15 protein-coding genes are annotated in these 15,665 nt (G+C 66.0%); 7 read left to right on the top strand and 8 right to left on the bottom strand.

The features are described 5' to 3' along the window. Positions 1-107 precede the first annotated feature (107 nt). Genes FYJ28_RS15150 through FYJ28_RS15135 form a run of 4 tightly spaced genes read left to right on the top strand, consistent with a single transcriptional unit; the run spans position 108 to position 5,569 of the window. Positions 108-1,133: a 3-oxoacyl-ACP synthase III gene (locus FYJ28_RS15150; protein WP_154579893.1), complete on the top strand. Its 1,026-nt coding sequence runs from the start codon at positions 108-110 to the stop codon at positions 1,131-1,133. After that, positions 1,127-3,757, top strand: a complete 2,631-nt coding sequence (locus tag FYJ28_RS15145; protein ID WP_326831756.1) for an alpha/beta fold hydrolase — start codon at positions 1,127-1,129, stop codon at positions 3,755-3,757. The genes FYJ28_RS15150 and FYJ28_RS15145 overlap by 7 nt, the downstream gene beginning before the upstream one ends. Continuing rightward, positions 3,754-4,740: an NAD-dependent epimerase/dehydratase family protein gene (locus tag FYJ28_RS15140; RefSeq protein ID WP_154579892.1), complete on the top strand. Its 987-nt coding sequence runs from the start codon at positions 3,754-3,756 to the stop codon at positions 4,738-4,740. Before FYJ28_RS15145 ends, FYJ28_RS15140 begins: the two co-directional genes overlap by 4 nt. A 10-nt stretch (positions 4,741-4,750) precedes the next feature. Then, a complete protein-coding gene (locus FYJ28_RS15135) occupies positions 4,751-5,569 on the top strand; it encodes a serine hydrolase domain-containing protein (RefSeq protein WP_154579891.1) in 819 nt (272 codons plus the stop codon). Positions 5,570-5,587: 18 nt separating this feature from the next. Here FYJ28_RS15135 and mutM read toward each other — a convergent pair whose 3' ends face one another. The 4 genes from mutM to FYJ28_RS15115 all read right to left on the bottom strand — a co-directional run bounded on the left by mutM (position 5,588) and on the right by FYJ28_RS15115 (position 8,120). Continuing rightward, positions 5,588-6,550: a bifunctional DNA-formamidopyrimidine glycosylase/DNA-(apurinic or apyrimidinic site) lyase gene (gene mutM / locus FYJ28_RS15130; RefSeq protein WP_154579890.1), complete on the bottom strand. Its 963-nt coding sequence runs from the start codon at positions 6,548-6,550 to the stop codon at positions 5,588-5,590. A 7-nt stretch (positions 6,551-6,557) separates the two neighbouring features. After that, the gene (rnc, locus tag FYJ28_RS15125; RefSeq protein ID WP_055240806.1) at positions 6,558-7,268 is read right to left on the bottom strand and encodes a ribonuclease III; all 711 of its coding nucleotides are present in this window, start codon (positions 7,266-7,268) and stop codon (positions 6,558-6,560) included. Between the two features lie 82 nt (positions 7,269-7,350). Next, positions 7,351-7,554 carry a 50S ribosomal protein L32 gene (gene rpmF, locus FYJ28_RS15120; protein WP_055240805.1) on the bottom strand — a complete coding sequence of 68 codons (204 nt, stop codon included), beginning with the start codon at positions 7,552-7,554 and terminating at the stop codon, positions 7,351-7,353. 2 nt (positions 7,555-7,556) lie between these two features. Further along, positions 7,557-8,120 (bottom strand): YceD family protein, encoded by a 564-nt coding sequence (locus tag FYJ28_RS15115; protein WP_055240804.1) that lies wholly within the window; start codon positions 8,118-8,120, stop codon positions 7,557-7,559. 227 nt (positions 8,121-8,347) lie between these two features. On the opposite strand from FYJ28_RS15115, the gene FYJ28_RS15110 reads away from it, so the two are divergent. Beyond that, entirely contained in the window at positions 8,348-8,932 is a 585-nt protein-coding gene (locus FYJ28_RS15110) for a YdcF family protein (RefSeq protein WP_154579889.1), read from the top strand. On the opposite strand, the gene coaD is transcribed toward FYJ28_RS15110, so the two are convergent. Then, positions 8,929-9,393: a pantetheine-phosphate adenylyltransferase gene (gene coaD, locus FYJ28_RS15105; protein ID WP_154579888.1), complete on the bottom strand. Its 465-nt coding sequence runs from the start codon at positions 9,391-9,393 to the stop codon at positions 8,929-8,931. The two genes, FYJ28_RS15110 and coaD, sit on opposite strands and share 4 nt — an antisense overlap. Positions 9,394-9,402: 9 nt before the next feature. Beyond that, positions 9,403-10,653: a polysaccharide pyruvyl transferase family protein gene (locus FYJ28_RS15100; RefSeq protein WP_195840697.1), complete on the bottom strand. Its 1,251-nt coding sequence runs from the start codon at positions 10,651-10,653 to the stop codon at positions 9,403-9,405. 108 nt (positions 10,654-10,761) lie between these two features. Between FYJ28_RS15100 and FYJ28_RS15095 the strand changes: the two genes are divergently transcribed. After that, positions 10,762-12,006 carry an aminotransferase class I/II-fold pyridoxal phosphate-dependent enzyme gene (locus FYJ28_RS15095; RefSeq protein WP_154579886.1) on the top strand — a complete coding sequence of 415 codons (1,245 nt, stop codon included), beginning with the start codon at positions 10,762-10,764 and terminating at the stop codon, positions 12,004-12,006. Between the two features lies 1 nt (position 12,007). Next, a complete protein-coding gene (locus tag FYJ28_RS15090) occupies positions 12,008-12,802 on the top strand; it encodes a spermidine synthase (RefSeq protein WP_055240799.1) in 795 nt (264 codons plus the stop codon). Here FYJ28_RS15090 and rsmD read toward each other — a convergent pair. Both rsmD and FYJ28_RS15080 read right to left on the bottom strand, forming a co-directional pair. After that, on the bottom strand, positions 12,799-13,380 hold the full coding sequence (rsmD, locus tag FYJ28_RS15085) for a 16S rRNA (guanine(966)-N(2))-methyltransferase RsmD (RefSeq protein ID WP_154579885.1): 582 nt from the start codon (positions 13,378-13,380) through the stop codon (positions 12,799-12,801). The two genes, FYJ28_RS15090 and rsmD, sit on opposite strands and share 4 nt — an antisense overlap. A 58-nt stretch (positions 13,381-13,438) precedes the next feature. Next, positions 13,439-15,664: an ATP-dependent DNA helicase RecG gene (locus tag FYJ28_RS15080; RefSeq protein ID WP_154579884.1), complete on the bottom strand. Its 2,226-nt coding sequence runs from the start codon at positions 15,662-15,664 to the stop codon at positions 13,439-13,441. Position 15,665 lies beyond the last annotated feature (1 nt).

The following is a 15,665-nucleotide window of genomic DNA, read 5'->3' as shown; positions in this document are numbered from 1 at the left end:
GGGCAGGAAAGTAGGCTTCTAGGAGAATCATATGGTTCGACGGCGCCGTTACGGGTCACGACCGGGCCCGGACCGCGATCTTTTTGGCAGCAGACAAGGCAGGCATTTTGAGCGGGAACTTCAACTTCCACCACACCAACACGGCACTCCTCAGCGTCAAGAGCGTAGAGGCACCCGTTGTTGTAAGCTCGCAGGATTTCGATGAACAACTCTCCCCTTCCTTGAAACGGCTGCGGCTCTCCAAGGGTCTCCTGAAACGGGTGGCCGGCGTCGAGGAACGCCGATGGTGGGCTCCGGGCACAACGTTTGAGGACGGTGCCATCGAAGCGGGCGCCAAGGCGATGGCCGAGGCCGGCGTCGAACCCTCACAGATCGGCCTGCTGATCAACACTTCCGTTACCCGGAAGAACCTGGAGCCGTCCGTCGCGGTCAAGATCCACCACAATCTGGGCCTGCCGTCCTCCGCCCTGAACTTTGACCTGGCCAACGCGTGCCTGGGATTCGTCAACGGCATCACCATGGCCTCGAACATGATCGAGTCCGGGCAGATCGACTACGCGCTGATCGTAGCCGGCGAAGACTCGCAGGTCGTCCAGGAAACCACCTTCGGGCGCCTGAACCGGGAAGATTCCACCCGCGAGGACTACCTGCGGGAATTCGCCACCCTGACGCTGGGCAGCGGCGCAGCGGCTGCCGTGATCGGCCGGGCGGCAGACCACCCCGGATCTCACCGGATCCTGGGCGGGGTCTCCCGCGCAGGAACAGAGCACCACGAACTGTGTGTGGGCGGCGAAGGCGGCATGTACACGGACACCAAGGGCCTGCTGGACGGCGGCCTGGACCTTGTTGTGACGGCGTGGCATGAAGCCCATGAAAACGGCTGGGACTGGACCTCCATGGACCGCTACGTGACCCACCAGGTGTCCAACTCCTACACCAACGCCATCATCAAGGCCGTGGACCTGGACCGGACCAAAGTGCCCATCACGTTCCCGCGCTGGGGCAATGTGGGTCCGGCTTCGCTGCCGATGACCCTGGCCCAGGAAGCACGCGCCCTGGTTCCCGGTGACCGGGTGCTGTGCATGGGTGTGGGCTCGGGCCTGAACACCACCATGATGGAGATCGCGTGGTAGCAGAGCTCTGGCCCGGTGTTCCGGCCGCGTGGTCCCGCTATGTCCAGGTTCCTTCCTCTGCTGCTGTGGACCAGCCCGGCACCGTCCACAAATGGCATCTGCTGGACAACAGCCCGGATCTTGAAGCCCGCGGCGCCGAACCGGCGGGAACGCTGCTGTGTGTGCACGGTAATCCCACCTGGTCCTACCTCTGGCGGACACTCGCAGCCGCCGGCAGCACGGCGGAGCGTCCCTGGCGTGTCATCGCCGTGGACCAGCTGGATATGGGCTTCTCCGCCCGAACCGGCACTTTCCGCCGGCTCGCGGATCGCATTTCCGATCTTGGCGACCTCACCGACGCCCTGGGGATCACCGGACCCGTGGTCACCGTGGGCCACGACTGGGGCGGCATCATTTCCCTGGGCTGGGCACTGGCACACCGCAGCCAGCTCACCGGAGTCGTCCTGACCAACACCGCCGTGCACCCTGCCGGGTTCTCCCTGCCCCCGGCACTTAAGCTGGCACTGCACCCGGCCGTCCACGGATGGGGCACCAAACGCACCGATGCCTTCCTCCGCGTCACGCACTCCCTGGCCCAGCCGGCACTGCAGCCTGAAATCCGCGCCGCTTACGCAGCGCCGTACCGCGGTGCCTCACGCCGTGAGGGCGTGGGCAATTTCGTGGCCGACATCCCGGCTGACGAAACACATCCGAGCTTCCGTGCGCTCACCCGGGTTGCCGAAGGCATCCGCAAACTCACCGTCCCGGTCCTGGCACTGTGGGGCCCCAAGGACCCGGTTTTCTCCGACCGTTACCTGAGGGACCTGCTGCAGCGGCTGCCGCAGGCGGACGTCCACCGCTTTGAAGGAGCCGGCCATCTGGTGGCCGAGGACCGTGACATCGCCGCACCGGTCTTTGACTGGCTGGGCGTCCTGCACACCAAAGAGACGCCCTCCGCCTCCCGGCCCGCTGATACCTCCGGCACCGCAGGGTTCCGTCCCATGCCCGCAGAACTCGATGATCGGAGCACTGATGTCTCCCCCGCCGTCGTGGACATGGCGCCGGCATCATCCGGCAAAGCCCCTGCCGTCCTTTCCTGGGCCGAGCTGGGTACCCGCGTCAACGCCCTGGCGGCAGGCCTGGCAGACATTGGGGTTCGTCCGGGGAACCGGGTGAACCTGCTGGTGCCGCCGGGCATAGAGCTCACAACCCTGATCTATGCCTGCCTGAAGCTCGGCGCGGTAGTGGTCGTTGCCGACGCCGGACTGGGCACCAAGGGCCTCAGCCGTGCCATCAAGGGGGCGGGCCCGGATTTCATCGTCGGAATAGAGCGCGGCCTCGCCGGAGCCCGGCTCTTCGGCTGGCCGGGAACCCGCATCCTGGCCGGCGAAGCCTCACCGGCCCGGCTGCGCCTGCTCGGCGCGGCGCATACGGTGGCTGAACTGACGGCTGCCGGAACAGGCCGGCCGGCTCCGGAGTGGAAGACCGACCCCGACGCCGATGCCGCCGTGCTGTTCACCTCCGGCTCCACGGGCCCGGCCAAGGGCGCCGTCTACACCCACCGCCGGCTTGCAGCCATGAGGGACACCCTCCGCGAGACCTACAACCTCAAGGCCGGCTCATCGCTGGTAGCAGGTTTTGCGCCGTTTGCCCTGCTGGGACCGGCACTCGGCGCTACCTCGGTGACACCGGACATGGACGTCACCGCACCGCGCACGCTGACCGCTGCCGCCCTGGCCAATGCCGCTGCGGCTGTCCAGGCCACCACAGTATTCGCGTCCCCTGCAGCGCTGGCCAACGTGCTGGCAACCGCACCGGATCTGAACCCGGACCAGCGCCAGGCACTGGCAAAGGTGGAGCTCCTGCTTTCCGCCGGTGCCCCGATCCCGGAGGCACTGCTGACCAGGGTGCAGGAACTGGTCCCGGCCGCCGAGCTGCACACCCCCTATGGCATGACCGAGGCCCTGCCGGTCACGGACATCAGCCTGGAACAGATCCGCAAGGCAGGAACCGGCAACGGCGTCTGCGTCGGAACCGCGGTTGCCGGCGCCCGGGTTGCCCTGGCGCCGCTGGCCGCAGACGGAACCTCCGGAGTTGAGATCACCGAAGACGCCGGCGTTACCGGGGAAATCCTGGTGAGCGCCCCGCACGTCAAGGACCGGTATGACCGGCTGTGGATCACCGAACAGCACAGCAGTTCGCTGCCGGGCTGGCACCGGACCGGGGACGTAGGCCATTTCGACGCCGACGGCCGCCTCTGGGTCGAAGGCAGGCTGGGGCATGTCCTCACCACCCCCGGCGGCGCGGTGACCCCGGTCGCCGCGGAACAGGCCGCCGAGTCGGTGCCGGAAGTGCGCCTTGCCGCCCTGGTAGGTGTGGGACCGGCCGGCACGCAGGTCCCCGTCGCCGTGGTGGAGACCGTGAACGGCGTGCGCCGTCCCGGACCGGCCGACGCGTCCCTGTCCACGGCCGTGCGTACCGCCGTTGCTGAGCGCTGCGGGCTGGATTTGGCCGCGGTACTGGTTCTGCCGCAGATGCCCACCGACATCCGGCACAACTCCAAGATTGACCGTTCAGCCCTTGGGACCTGGGCCGCAGAGGTCCTGGCCGGAGGCCGGGTTTCCGCGCCGGGAGCACGCCGATGAGCCGGCGGATCCTGGTTACGGGGGCCAGCGGCCTCCTCGGGCGTGCCGTAGCCGGCGTCCTCGCCGGACAGGGGCACTATGTGCGGACCCTGCAGCGTCGCCCGGCGTCCGTTCCGGGCCTGGAGTCAGTGGCCGGGTCCATCACGGACCGCACGGCTGTGGACGCCGCGATGGCGGGGATCGACGCGGTCGTCCACCTCGCTGCCAAGGTTTCCTTTACCGGTGCGTGGGCTGAGTTCCAGGCAACCAACATCGACGGTACCCGGAACATCCTGGACGCGGCCCGGGCAGCAGGAGTACGCGACGTCGTGTTTGTCTCCTCCCCCTCGGTGGCCCACTTTGGCGAGCCGATTGCCGGCGCCGGCGCCGGCACCGCGGATCCGGAACGGGCCCGCGGCCACTATGCCCGTTCCAAGGCCGCCGCTGAACTGCTTGCATTGGCGGAAGACTCGGCGGATTTCCGGGTCGCCGCCATCCGGCCGCACATCGTGTGGGGACCCGGCGACACCCAGCTCGTGGAACGGGTCATGGACCGGGCACGATCCGGCAGGCTGCCCCTGCTGGACGAAGGCGCGGCGCTGATCGACACCACCTACGTGGACAACGCTGCATCCGCCATTGCCCGCGCGCTGGACCGGATGGAACAGGCGCACGGCCAGGCGCTGGTGGTCACCAACGGCCAGCCGCGCATAGTCCGGGAAATGATCTCCGGCATCTGTGCCGCTGCCGGGATCCCGGCGCCGTCACTGAGTGTGCCCGGCTGGCTGGCCCGAGGGGCCGGAAGCGTGATTGAAAAGGCGTGGCTGGCCGCCGGGGCCCGCGGGCTGGTGCAGGATGAACCTCCCATGACCCGGTTCCTGGCCGAGCAGCTCTCCACCTCGCACTGGTTCGACCAGCGGAAGACCCGGCAGGTCCTGGCCTGGGAGCCGGAGGTCTCGGTCGAGGATGGCATGGTCCGGCTGGCGAAGCAATACGCCGCATAGGATGGCAGGGATGAAGACTCTCGAACAGACCCAGTCCTGGCCCGCAGAAAACGTCTCCGCCGCCGTCATTGCGGCCGACGGTACCGTCCTCGGAACCGCCGGTGACCAGCAGAAACGGTTTCCGCTGGCCTCTGTCACCAAACTGCTGAGTGCCTACGCCTACCAGGTTGCCCTGGAAGAGGAAGCCCTGTCCCTGGACGATGCTGCGGGACCGGAAAATTCCACTGTCCGGCATCTGCTGGCCCACACCGGCGGCTATGACTTCGGGGACCGCACTGTCCGCTACGAACCCGGAACCCGGCGCCTGTACTCCAACGCCGGCTTTGAGGTTCTGGGCGAAACCCTGGAACACGCCACGGGCATCCCCTTCGCGGACTACCTGCAGGAAGCAGTGCTGGCTCCGCTGGGCATGAAGGACTCTTCCCTCGAGGGCTCACCGGCGGCCGGGGCGGTCTCAACGGCAGCGGATCTCAGCAGGTTCGCTGCTGAGCTGCAGAACCCAACTCTGATCTCGGCAGATTCGCTGGCCGCTGCCACTTCGGTGGTGTTCCCCGGTCTGGCTGGAGTACTGCCCGGCTTCGGCCGGCAGAAGGAGAACGACTGGGGCCTGGGATTCGAAATCCGCAACGGAAAGTCCCCGCACTGGACCGGGCAGGACAACTCTCCGAAGACCTTTGGGCACTTCGGACAGTCCGGGACGTTCCTGTGGGTGGACCCGGAGCTGAAAACCGCTGCGGTAGCCCTCACCAACCGGGACTTTGGTCCCTGGGCAGCGGAAGCCTGGCCGCTCTACAACGATGCACTAGTGGCAGAGCTGCGCAGCAGCTAGCCACCAGCCGGGCAGGAGCTACCACCGGCCGTTGCGCGGGCGCTTCTGGCAGACCGGACAGCTGTACGACGAGCGGTTCATGAACGAATCACGGCGGATCAGCGTGGGAAGTCCTGCCGCCTCGCACCGCGGGCACGGCTCTCCCTCACGCCCGTAGGCATTCAGGGAACGGGCAAAGTAGCCGGATGCGCCGTTGACGTTGACGTACAGCGAATCAAAGCTGGTCCCGCCGGCTTCCAGGGCGCGGAGCATCACGTCACGCGCCGCTTCCACCAGCCGCAGGGCGTCTGCCCGGCGCATCGTGTCGGTGGGCCTGGCGAAGTGCAGCTTCGCTGCCCACAGCGCTTCGTCCGCATAGATGTTCCCGACGCCGGAGACCAGCCCCTGGTCCAGCAGCGCCCGTTTGATCCCGGTGCGGCGGGCCCTGAGCCGGCGGTAGAAGGTGTCAAAGGAGAATGCCGGGTCCAGCGGGTCACGCGCAATATGGGCGGCCTCGGACGGCACCAGCGGCAGGCCTGTTTCGGACAATCCGCCGGGCTCTCCGTCCGGAGTGGGCAACAGGTCCGCGAGGAAGACTCCGCCGAAGATCCGCTGGTCCACGAAGCGCAGTTCCTGGGGCATGACGGTCCCGTCCGCATCCACAGCCGGACTGAGGGTAAAGCGGACTTTCAGATGCTTCTCGTCCGGCAGTGACGGATCTTCCATCAGCAGCTGCCCACTCATACCCAGGTGGGCCATCAGCGCAAAGGGGGGTTCGGCGTCGGGCGCTGAAGCCTCGGCCACCGGCATCCACAGGAACTTGCCGCGCCGGACTACGTCCAGCACACGCGCACCCTCAAGATTGCCGCGCAGGTCCTCAGGCCCGGGCGCATGCCGGCGGATGGAGCGGGTATCCAGGACCTCGACGCCGGTGATGGTGCGGCCGCGCACCCAGCGGGCAAGACCGCGGCGGACTACCTCGACTTCGGGGAGTTCAGGCATGGCACAGCTACGTGCCGGAAGGTGCCGCCGGAGCGGGGAGCGTTTCCCGGAGCTGCCGGCAGGTGTCAGCGGCTGCTTCCTGTTCGGCGTCCTTCTTGGAACGGCCGGTGCCCGTGCCAAACGCACGCCCGCCTATGTGCAGCACTGCAACGAAGCTGCGGGAATGGTCGGGGCCGGATCCGGTGACGCGGTATTCGATGTCGCCCATTTTCCGGGCGGCAGCGATTTCCTGGATGGAGGTCTTCCAGTCGGTGCCGGCACCAAGGGCGTCGGCATCATGGAGAAGCGGCCCGATGAGGCGCATGACCATTGAACGCGCGGTCTCAATGCCGTGGCAGAGGTACACCGCGCCGATGAGGGCTTCAGTGGTGTCGGCCAGGATGGAGGACTTGTCTTTGCCGTTGGTGAGTTTTTCGCCCTGGCCAAGCAGGATGAAATCGCCAAGCTTCAGCTGGCGGGCAACGGATGCGAGGGCCTTGGTGCTGACAACGGCGGAACGCCGCTTGGCCAGCTCTCCCTCGGAAAGATCGGGATTGTCCCGGTAGAGCGCGTCCGTCACGGAGAACCCGAGAATCGAATCCCCCAGGAATTCAAGGCGTTCGTTCGTGGGGATGCCGCCGTGCTCGTACGCGTAGGAGCGGTGTGTGAGCGCAAGTTGAAGCGTCCCGGCATCGATATCGACGCCGAGACGCTTCAGAAGCTCTTCAGTATTTTTCACTTGCTGATTTTGCCCCGAAAAGCAGTGCGCCCCTTCAGCGGCTGCCGTGGAAGGCAGACGGTAAAGGGGACGGTCACTGGTCTTAGACGTCCGCGACCTTGCGGCCCTTGTATTCAAGGAACAGCGCGGTACCTGCGGAGTCGGTTACGACCTTGGCCTGGTGGGGCAGGCTGTAGGTAACGCGGCCGTTCTCAACGGTCTTTACCAGGTTGGGCGCAGTTGCCTTCCACTGGGACCGGCGTGCACGCGTATTCGAGCGGGACATTTTCCGCTTGGGAACAGCCACGACTAACTCTCTTCTCTCTCGTCTGACTCTGTACTTGTTGCCGCATCTTCAGCGGCGGTGCCAGCCAACCCGGCAAGGGCTGCCCAGCGAGGATCCACGACTTCATGGTGGTGACCCGGATCCTCCTCAAGGCGCACCCCGCATTCGGGGCAAAGGCCTTCGCAGTCCTCCCGGCACACCGGCTGGAACGGCAGGGAAGTTACCACTGCGTCCCGCAAAACCGGTTCAAGATCGATTACATCTCGCTCGATCCGGCGTTGCTCTTCTTCCTCTTCTTCTTCAAAGGACTCTGTGTCCTCGTAGTAGAAGAGTTCCTGCACATCGACGTCCTCGTTGTACTCGATGGGAACCAGGCACCGTCCACATTCCCCCTTGACGGGGACGAGTGCGGAACCCGAAACCAGGATCCCCTCGTGTACAGCCTCGAACCTCAGATCGAGCTCGATGTCCGATCCGAACGGCACGCCAATAAGCGCAACACCGAAGTCTTTCGGTGCCGGCACATGCTCATGCATTGTCCGCATTGTTCCCGGGCTGCGCCCGAGATCCTTGACATTAATCGCCAAGGGGGAACTCGGTTGTGACCGCGATGAAACGCTAATGAGAACTCCTGTAGAACATAGACCGACATATCATCTTAGCCCGACGAGGTGGAATCTCTCAAACCGGGGTTCCGGGCAGGGTGCTTGAAGCGCGCCCGGTTTCCGTCGTCCTTCCAAGTCTACCGCCTGGCAACGGGTCCGCGGTGCGGGTGAATGCCTGCCGTCCTGCCGCACTCCTCTACGCTTACACTGTGCCTTCTTCCCTTTCCCGCCGCCGGTTCCTCCGGACCGCCGCCGGATGCGCTGCCGCGGCAGTTTCCGTGCTGCTGGTCTGGCTGCTGGTGGCGGTGAACCTCTTTTACTATCCGCAGGCAACCCGCGAGCCCAGCAAGGCGGACGCCGTCGTTGTGCTTGCCGGCGCTGCGGCGGAACGCCTTCCCGTTGGCCGGGAATTGATGAAGCAGGAAAGCGCGCCCGTACTGGTGCTCTCCACGACCGACACTCCGGGCAATACCAACATGGATATCGTCTGCAAGTATTCCCGTGACCCGGCTATCCGGTGCTTTGAGCCGTCACCGCTGTCCACCCGCGCCGAAGCCCGGGCTATCGCCAGGCTGGCGGCAGACAATGGCTGGGAGAACATCATCGTGGTGACTTCCAAGTACCACCTGGTCCGTGCCCGGGCCAACATTGAACAGTGCTCCAACGCGCATGTGCAGATGGTGGCCGCTGAACCCGACCTCGGACCTGCTCAGTGGGCGGGCAGGTTCGTCGAAGAAACCGGCGGAGTGCTGGCGGCGTTCCTCCGGCCGGCCTGCAGTTCCCCGATCGGTTAGACCATCCGCTTCAGCACAGTACTGGGAACGAAATCCGTGATGTCCCCGCCCAGCGCAGCCACTTCCTTGATCAGGCTAGAGGACAGATGGGTGTAGGAATTCTCCGCGGCCAGGAACACGGTTTCAACACCTGTCAGCTGCCGGTTCATTACCGCCATGGGCAGCTCGTACTGATAATCCTGGACTGAGCGCAGGCCCTTTACGATGGCGCTGGCACCGTGCTCCCGGCAGAAATCCGCCAACAGCCCCTGCCCCATGGGAAGCACTGAGATCCCGGCCAGCGAGCCCAGTGTCTCCGAGGCGATTTCCAGCCGCTCCTCTTCGGAGAAGCGGTACTTCTTGGCGTAATTGGTGGAGACGGCCACGATGACTTCATCGAACAGGTTCGCAGCGCGGGCAATCACTTCAAGGTGTCCGTTGTGAATAGGGTCAAAGGATCCGGGGCATACAGCGCGTCGCATATCTCGAATCTACCCGTTGAACTGCCCGGCGCCGCTGAAGGCACGACGGAAGGGAAAACTCTCCAGCACAAGCCCTACGTCCACCGTGGTCTCGGGCAGGGACGCCCGCGCGGCGATCTCAGTCAGGAGCGGCTGTGTCAGCGAGCGCGCAGGAAGGTCACAGGCGCTCACCGCTGCGGCGTCGAGCGTTGTGAAGAAGTCCTCAAACTTGAATGTGTCTCCGCTGATCAGGAGGTCACTGATCCGCAGCCAGACCCAGGGCACACCGTAAGCCTGCGCAACGATGATGCCGTGCAGGGAACTGGAGACGCACACCTGCGCCCCGGCGATCTGCGCAACCACCGCTTCCACGCCTTCCCGTACGTCCACCAGCTGCACTCCGGGACCTGCCAGGTGCGCCAGGGCGCTCCGATGGTCAAGGTGGGGAACGACGGCGATGGGCGGGCTGCTGTGCCGGTCCGCTGCGATGAAGCGGTCCGCAGGAAGGAACTGGCCTGCCGGAAGAAACTGGGGCAGCAGCAGGGCCGGATCGCCGAAGACTTCGGGAACCTCCCACCCGGCTTTGCCCATGAGCTCTTCCCGGGTGTGCCGGCCACGGACGGCGTGGACGCGTATGTCCCGCAGGCCCCTGAGGCGTTCCAGAGACTCCGCTCCCAGAGGTCCCATCAGCCCTGAGCCCCAGATCCGGGAACCATCCTGCTCCAGCCAACCGGCTATTGAGCCAACGGAGGCCAGTGGAGGTGAACCCAGCTGCCTGCCCCTGCCGTTCACCGGGGTGAGCCCGCTCAGCCGGGCTGCCAGCCAGGGACCCGCTGCGTCTCCGAAGTTGGGCTGCTCATCCCACCAAAGCAGGTTCAGGAACTCCGGCGGAACGTCCCCGCCCGGCCGGACGGCACCAAGCATGTCATTGACCAGCCCGGAAACGTGTCCAATCCATCCGGCCGCCGAAGCGAGCAGGGCAGACGGGGAGGAGTCCTTGACCGGCCTCTCCAGTACGTGGCGTTCACCCCCGCTGCACACCAGGGCGAACCGGCCCACCAGCGCGTTCCGGAGGATGCGCCGCGCTTCGTCGGTGGGAGCCGTAACAGACAAGGCCACACCGCTGCCCGTCTCCACCAGCTCCAGCGTAAAGCTGCTTCCCCCGGCTTTGAAGTCAAAGGCCAGGCTGTCCGGCCCATGACGGCGCGTTCGGGTCCACACCGGTTCCGGGTGGGCAGCGGCCTGCTTTGCCGTGAGGGCCGCCAGGACGGCTGACGTCATCTTTTCTGCCTCCCGGTCCGGGCCCATGCCGGGCCGGCGTGCCTTCGTAAACGCCAGACACTATACCTGCCGCCCGTTTCCGCCCGGCCTGGGGTAATACTTGAAGGCATGACTTCAACACCCCGCATGCCCGCGCTTCGAGACTCTTTGGACGGGTCCCCCGCCCCCTGGCAGCGGACGGCAGCCGGCGCGAACCTCCTCGGAGCCGACGGCAACCTGGGCATCACCATCTTCGAGGAAATCACTGCCCTGGCCGGGACACACGGTGCCATCAACCTGGGGCAGGGCTTCCCGGACGAGGACGGCCCCGCAGAGATCCGGAACGCCGCACGCAAGGCGATCCTTGCCGGAATGAACCAGTACGCACCAGGCCAGGGCCTGCCGGTGCTCCGTGAAGCCATCGCCGAGCACCAGGATCGCTTTTACGGCCTGCAGCTGGACCCGGCAACGCAGGTACTGGTCAGCACCGGTGCAACGGAAGCCATCGCGTCGACCCTGCTCGCCCTTACGGGTCCGGGCGACGAGGTCCTGACCTTCGAACCCTTCTATGACTCCTACGGCGCAATCATTGGACTCAGCGGTGCCGCGCACACCACCGCTCCCCTGCTGGCACCGGACTTCCTGCCGGACCTGGACGCTTTGGAAGCGGCATTCACGGACCGGACCCGGGTGGTGCTGGTAAACAATCCGCACAACCCCACTGGAGCCGTTTTCCCCGCGGAGGTACTGCAGCGGATCGTGGATCTGGCAGTCAGGCACAACACCGTGATTGTCACGGACGAGGTTTACGAACACCTCACCTTCGGTCCGCGCCATATTCCAGTGGCTACCCTGCCCGGAGCTGCTGACCGGACCATCACCATTTCCTCAGCAGGGAAAACGTTCTCCCTCACCGGCTGGAAGATCGGCTGGCTGAGCGGGCCGGCAGACCTGGTCGCAGCGATCCGGACCATCAAGACGTTCCTGACCTATTCCTCCGGCACACCGTTCCAGGCCGCGATTGCCGGTGGCCTGCGCATGGATGATTCCTTCTTCACGGACATCGCCGGAACCCTTCGCGCTAAGCGCAACGTTCTCTCAGCCGGCCTGCGGGCGGCGGGCCTGGACGTGTTCCAGCCGCAGGGAACGTATTTCGTGAACGCCGACGTCGCTCCCCTGGGCATCACTGATGCCACCGATCTGGCCCGCCGCCTGCCCGGGCTGGTGGGCGTTGCGGCAATTCCAGTGGCCATGTTCTGCCATCCGGAGGGTGCCGAACGCACGCGGACCCTGCTGCGGTTCGCGTTCTGCAAGAGGTTCGATGTGCTCCAGGAAGCCGCTGAGCGGATCTCCCGCCTCGGCGAGGTGCTCTGAGATGGCACGCCGTCCGCCGTCCCGGCTCCTGCGCGGAATCGGTGCCCACGCCGAACTCGATGAGGACGCGTTCACTGACGGTGCCTGGATCCTCAGCATTGGCGGCGCTCAGCAGTCCCACGTGAACCTGGCCCGTCCTGATGAGATCTTCTATGAGTATCTTCGCCGCATAGGCAATGTCCTGGATCTGGCCGCGCCGCCCGGAGCTCCGCTGCGGGTCCTGCATCTGGGCGCCGGTGCCCTGACACTGGCCCGCTATGTACAGGCCACCCGGCCGGGATCGGACCAGGTGGCAGTGGAGCTGGAACGCGAGCTCCTCGACTACGTCCTCGCCTACCTCCCGCTCCCGGAAGGCACCGTCCTGCAGACGGTCATTGGGGATGCCCGTGCGGAACTCGAGCGTTTCGATGCGGGCTCGTTCGACGCCGTCGTGCTGGATGTCTTTGCCGGGGCCGACGCCCCGGAGCATCTGGCGTCGGAAGAGTATTACGCGGAACTGCTGGCCCTGCTGTCAGAGCGCGGCGTGCTGCTGGTCAACGTTGGCGACGATCCGCCGCTGGCCTTCGCGCGCGCTCAGACCGCGGCACTGCAGCGCGTCTTCGGAGCGGCGGGCGGAGAAGTGGCAGCCCTGGGCGATTCCAGCATGTTTACCGGGCGGCACCCCGGGAACATTGTCCTGGCCGCAGTGCCTTTCCGCTGGCCTGCGGAGTGGACGCAGTCCCTTCTCCAGGCAGGTCCCCATCCGGCTGCAGTCCTTACCGGTGCAGACCTGGATGCCTTCGCAGGCGGGCGCTAGCCTTCTTTCGCCCCGGCCGGTTCCGCGAACCAGAGTGTGGTTTCCCCGTATGCCTTTTCACTGAAGCGTTCCATTCCGGCCGGCCAGACCGGTTCCGGTGAGCGGGTGGACCGTTCCACCACGACGACGGCGCCGGGAGCGAGCCGGGGGCTCAGGGACTGCAGGACGGCGGCAAGGCCGTCTTCATCCAGGGGGTAGGGCGGGTCAAGGAAGACCAGGTCCCATACCAGTCCGGGCGGCACACGCTGGAGGTAGGACTCCGCCTTTGTCCGATGGACGCGCAGCCGTTCCGAGCCCAGGATCCGGTTGACCATGGCTGCGTTGGCCCGGCAGACGCCGGCTGGTTTTTCCGCCAGCTCCACCAGGTCCACCCGGGCGGCTCCGCGGCTGGCGCTTTCAACGCCGAGCGAGCCGGAACCGGCGAAAAGGTCCAGCACGTAGGCCCCGTCGAGGATGCCGTAGGACTCCAAACGGGAGAACAGCGCTTCCTTGACCCGGTCCGTAGTAGGACGGGTGCCCGATCCGGGGACGCTGGACAGGGTGGATCCGCCGGCAACCCCGGCAATGATGCGGCTCATGGTTCCACTCTAGCCAGCACGCGCCGTCCTCCCGGCATCGCAGAAAGCCCGCGCGGACTCAGCCGCGGTCCAGGAATGCTTCCTTCTCGGGATTGAGGTAAGCCTCAATGGCCTCGTCCAGGGCCGGGTGCTCCAGCAGATCCGGGTCTTCCTGGATCAGGGCCTGGGCATCGGCGCGCGCGCGTTCAATGACCTTTTCGTCCTGGATGGCGCGCAGCAGTTTGAGCGTGGACCGGCCACCGGACTGGGATGCTCCCAGGATGTCCCCTTCGCGGCGCAGTTCAAGGTCCCGGCGGGAGAGCTCAAAGCCGTCAGTAGTCGCTGCAACAGCGTCCAGGCGTTCCCGGCTTGGGTGCCCGTTTTCAAGGTTCGTGACAAGCAGGCAGGTCCCGGGCAGGCCTCCGCGCCCTACCCGGCCGCGCAGCTGGTGGAGCTGGGAGATGCCGAACCGCTCGGCGTCGAGAATCACCATCATGGTGGCGTTGTGCACGTCAACGCCCACTTCGATCACGGTGGTGGAGACCAGCAGGTCGATCTCGCCGCGGTTGAAGGCTTCCATGGTGGCTGACTTTTCCGACGGCTCCATCCTGCCGTGCAGCATACCCAGCCGGATGCCGGCCAGCGCCGGGAGCTCCTGCAGCCTCTCGACTGTTTCCAGTACGGATGCCAGCGGCCGCTGGTTGCGCTGGGCCGTACTCTGCGGCAGGTCCTCCAGCAGCGCCGGCTCTGTTCCCGGTTCCTCTTCCTTGTCCCCGATCTTGGGGCAGACCACGTAAACCTGGCGTCCGGCGTCGATCTCTTCCCGGGCCCGCGCCCAGATCCGCGGCCCCCAGGCCGGCTTGTCGGCCAGCGGCGCCAGATAGGTGGAGATCGGTGCCCGGCCGGCGGGCAGTTCCGTCAAAGACGAAACGTCCAGGTCACCAAACACGGTCATGGCTACGGTGCGCGGAATCGGGGTTGCCGTCATGACCAGCAGGTGCGGAGTGCTGTCGCGTCCCTTCGTCCGCAGCACGTCCCGCTGCTCCACCCCAAACCGGTGCTGTTCATCCACTACCACCAGGCCCAGGTCCGCGAACTGGACGTGTTCGGAGAGCAGGGCGTGTGTGCCGATCACGATCCCGGCAGAGCCTGATGCTGCCTCCAGCAGCGCTGCCTTGCGCTGCGCTGCGGACATGGATCCGGTGAGCAGGGTGATGCGGGTGGCGTTCTCGCTGCCGCCGAGCATTCCGCCCTGGCCAAGCGGGCCCAGTGTGCGGGTGATCGAGGCATAGTGCTGGGCCGCCAGGACCTCGGTGGGCGCCAGCAGGGCAGCCTGTCCCCCGGCGTCGACCACCTGGAGCATGGCACGCAGTGCCACCAGCGTCTTGCCGGAACCCACCTCGCCCTGCAGCAGCCGGTTCATGGGGTGTGGCTTCGCGAGGTCTGCGGCCAGTTCCCCGCCGATGCTTGCCTGTCCGGCCGTCAGGGTAAAGGGCAGGGAGGCATCAAAGGCATCCAGCAGCCCGCCCTGGACCGGCGGGCGCGCAGTGGCGTGCTGCTGGGCGGTGTAGGCATGCCTGCGGGCAAGCGCCGTCTGGAGCACCAGTGCTTCCTCATACCGGAAGCGGTGCCGGGCCTTGTACGCGTCTTCGATCACGGAGGGGCGGTGGATGGCTTCGAATGCAGCAGCGATGCCCATCAGGTGTTCGCGGGCCCGGATGGCAGGCGGAATTGGATCCTGCAGCCGTTCGGTCTGCAGGGAGTCAAGCAGCACATCGATCGTGGTCTTGATTTCCCAGCTGGTGAGCTTCGCAGTGGCCGGGTAGACCGGGATGGGACGCCTGGCCTCTTCCTCGTCGTCGGCCTCGTCGCTGAGCAGTACGTAGTTCGGGTTGGTCAGCGTCAGCTGGCCCTTGTAAACGCCTACTTTCCCGGAGAACATGGCGCGGGTTCCCGCCTGCAGGTCCTTCAGGGCGTTGTAGCCGTTGAAAAAGGTCAGGTGCAGCATGCCCAGGGCGCCGGCGTCGTCGTCATCGGTGACCGTGACTTCCACGATCATGCCCTTCCGGGTCTGCATCCGGCGGGAGTTTATGCTCTGCACCCGGGCCACCAGAGTGACGTCCTCATCGAAGGGGAGCTCCGATATCCGGGTGAGTTCTCCACGCTCCATGTAGCGCCGCGGAACATGGAGCAGCAGCTGCCCCACGGTGGTGATCCCCAGCTGCTTCTCGATCTTGTCCGCAGACTTCTTCCCGATCCGGCGGTTTAGCTCAAAGTCGAGTTCGCCGGGAATCCTGTCCTGCATG

Source organism: Arthrobacter sp. BL-252-APC-1A (genome assembly GCF_009696625.1).
In the GTDB taxonomy this organism is placed as follows: domain Bacteria; phylum Actinomycetota; class Actinomycetes; order Actinomycetales; family Micrococcaceae; genus Arthrobacter_B.
This window is presented reverse-complemented; position numbering and strand designations above follow the sequence as displayed.

Coding starts and splice junctions, on each gene's coding strand:
- FYJ28_RS15090 (WP_055240799.1), top strand. CDS start 12,008: ATGGCACGCCGTCCGCCGTCCCGGCTCCTGCGCGGAATCGGTGCCCAC.
- FYJ28_RS15080 (WP_154579884.1), bottom strand. CDS start 15,664: ATGCAGGACAGGATTCCCGGCGAACTCGACTTTGAGCTAAACCGCCGG.
- FYJ28_RS15095 (WP_154579886.1), top strand. CDS start 10,762: ATGACTTCAACACCCCGCATGCCCGCGCTTCGAGACTCTTTGGACGGG.
- rsmD (WP_154579885.1), bottom strand. CDS start 13,380: ATGAGCCGCATCATTGCCGGGGTTGCCGGCGGATCCACCCTGTCCAGC.
- coaD (WP_154579888.1), bottom strand. CDS start 9,393: ATGCGACGCGCTGTATGCCCCGGATCCTTTGACCCTATTCACAACGGA.
- mutM (WP_154579890.1), bottom strand. CDS start 6,550: ATGCCTGAACTCCCCGAAGTCGAGGTAGTCCGCCGCGGTCTTGCCCGC.
- FYJ28_RS15135 (WP_154579891.1), top strand. CDS start 4,751: ATGAAGACTCTCGAACAGACCCAGTCCTGGCCCGCAGAAAACGTCTCC.
- FYJ28_RS15100 (WP_195840697.1), bottom strand. CDS start 10,653: ATGACGTCAGCCGTCCTGGCGGCCCTCACGGCAAAGCAGGCCGCTGCC.
- FYJ28_RS15140 (WP_154579892.1), top strand. CDS start 3,754: ATGAGCCGGCGGATCCTGGTTACGGGGGCCAGCGGCCTCCTCGGGCGT.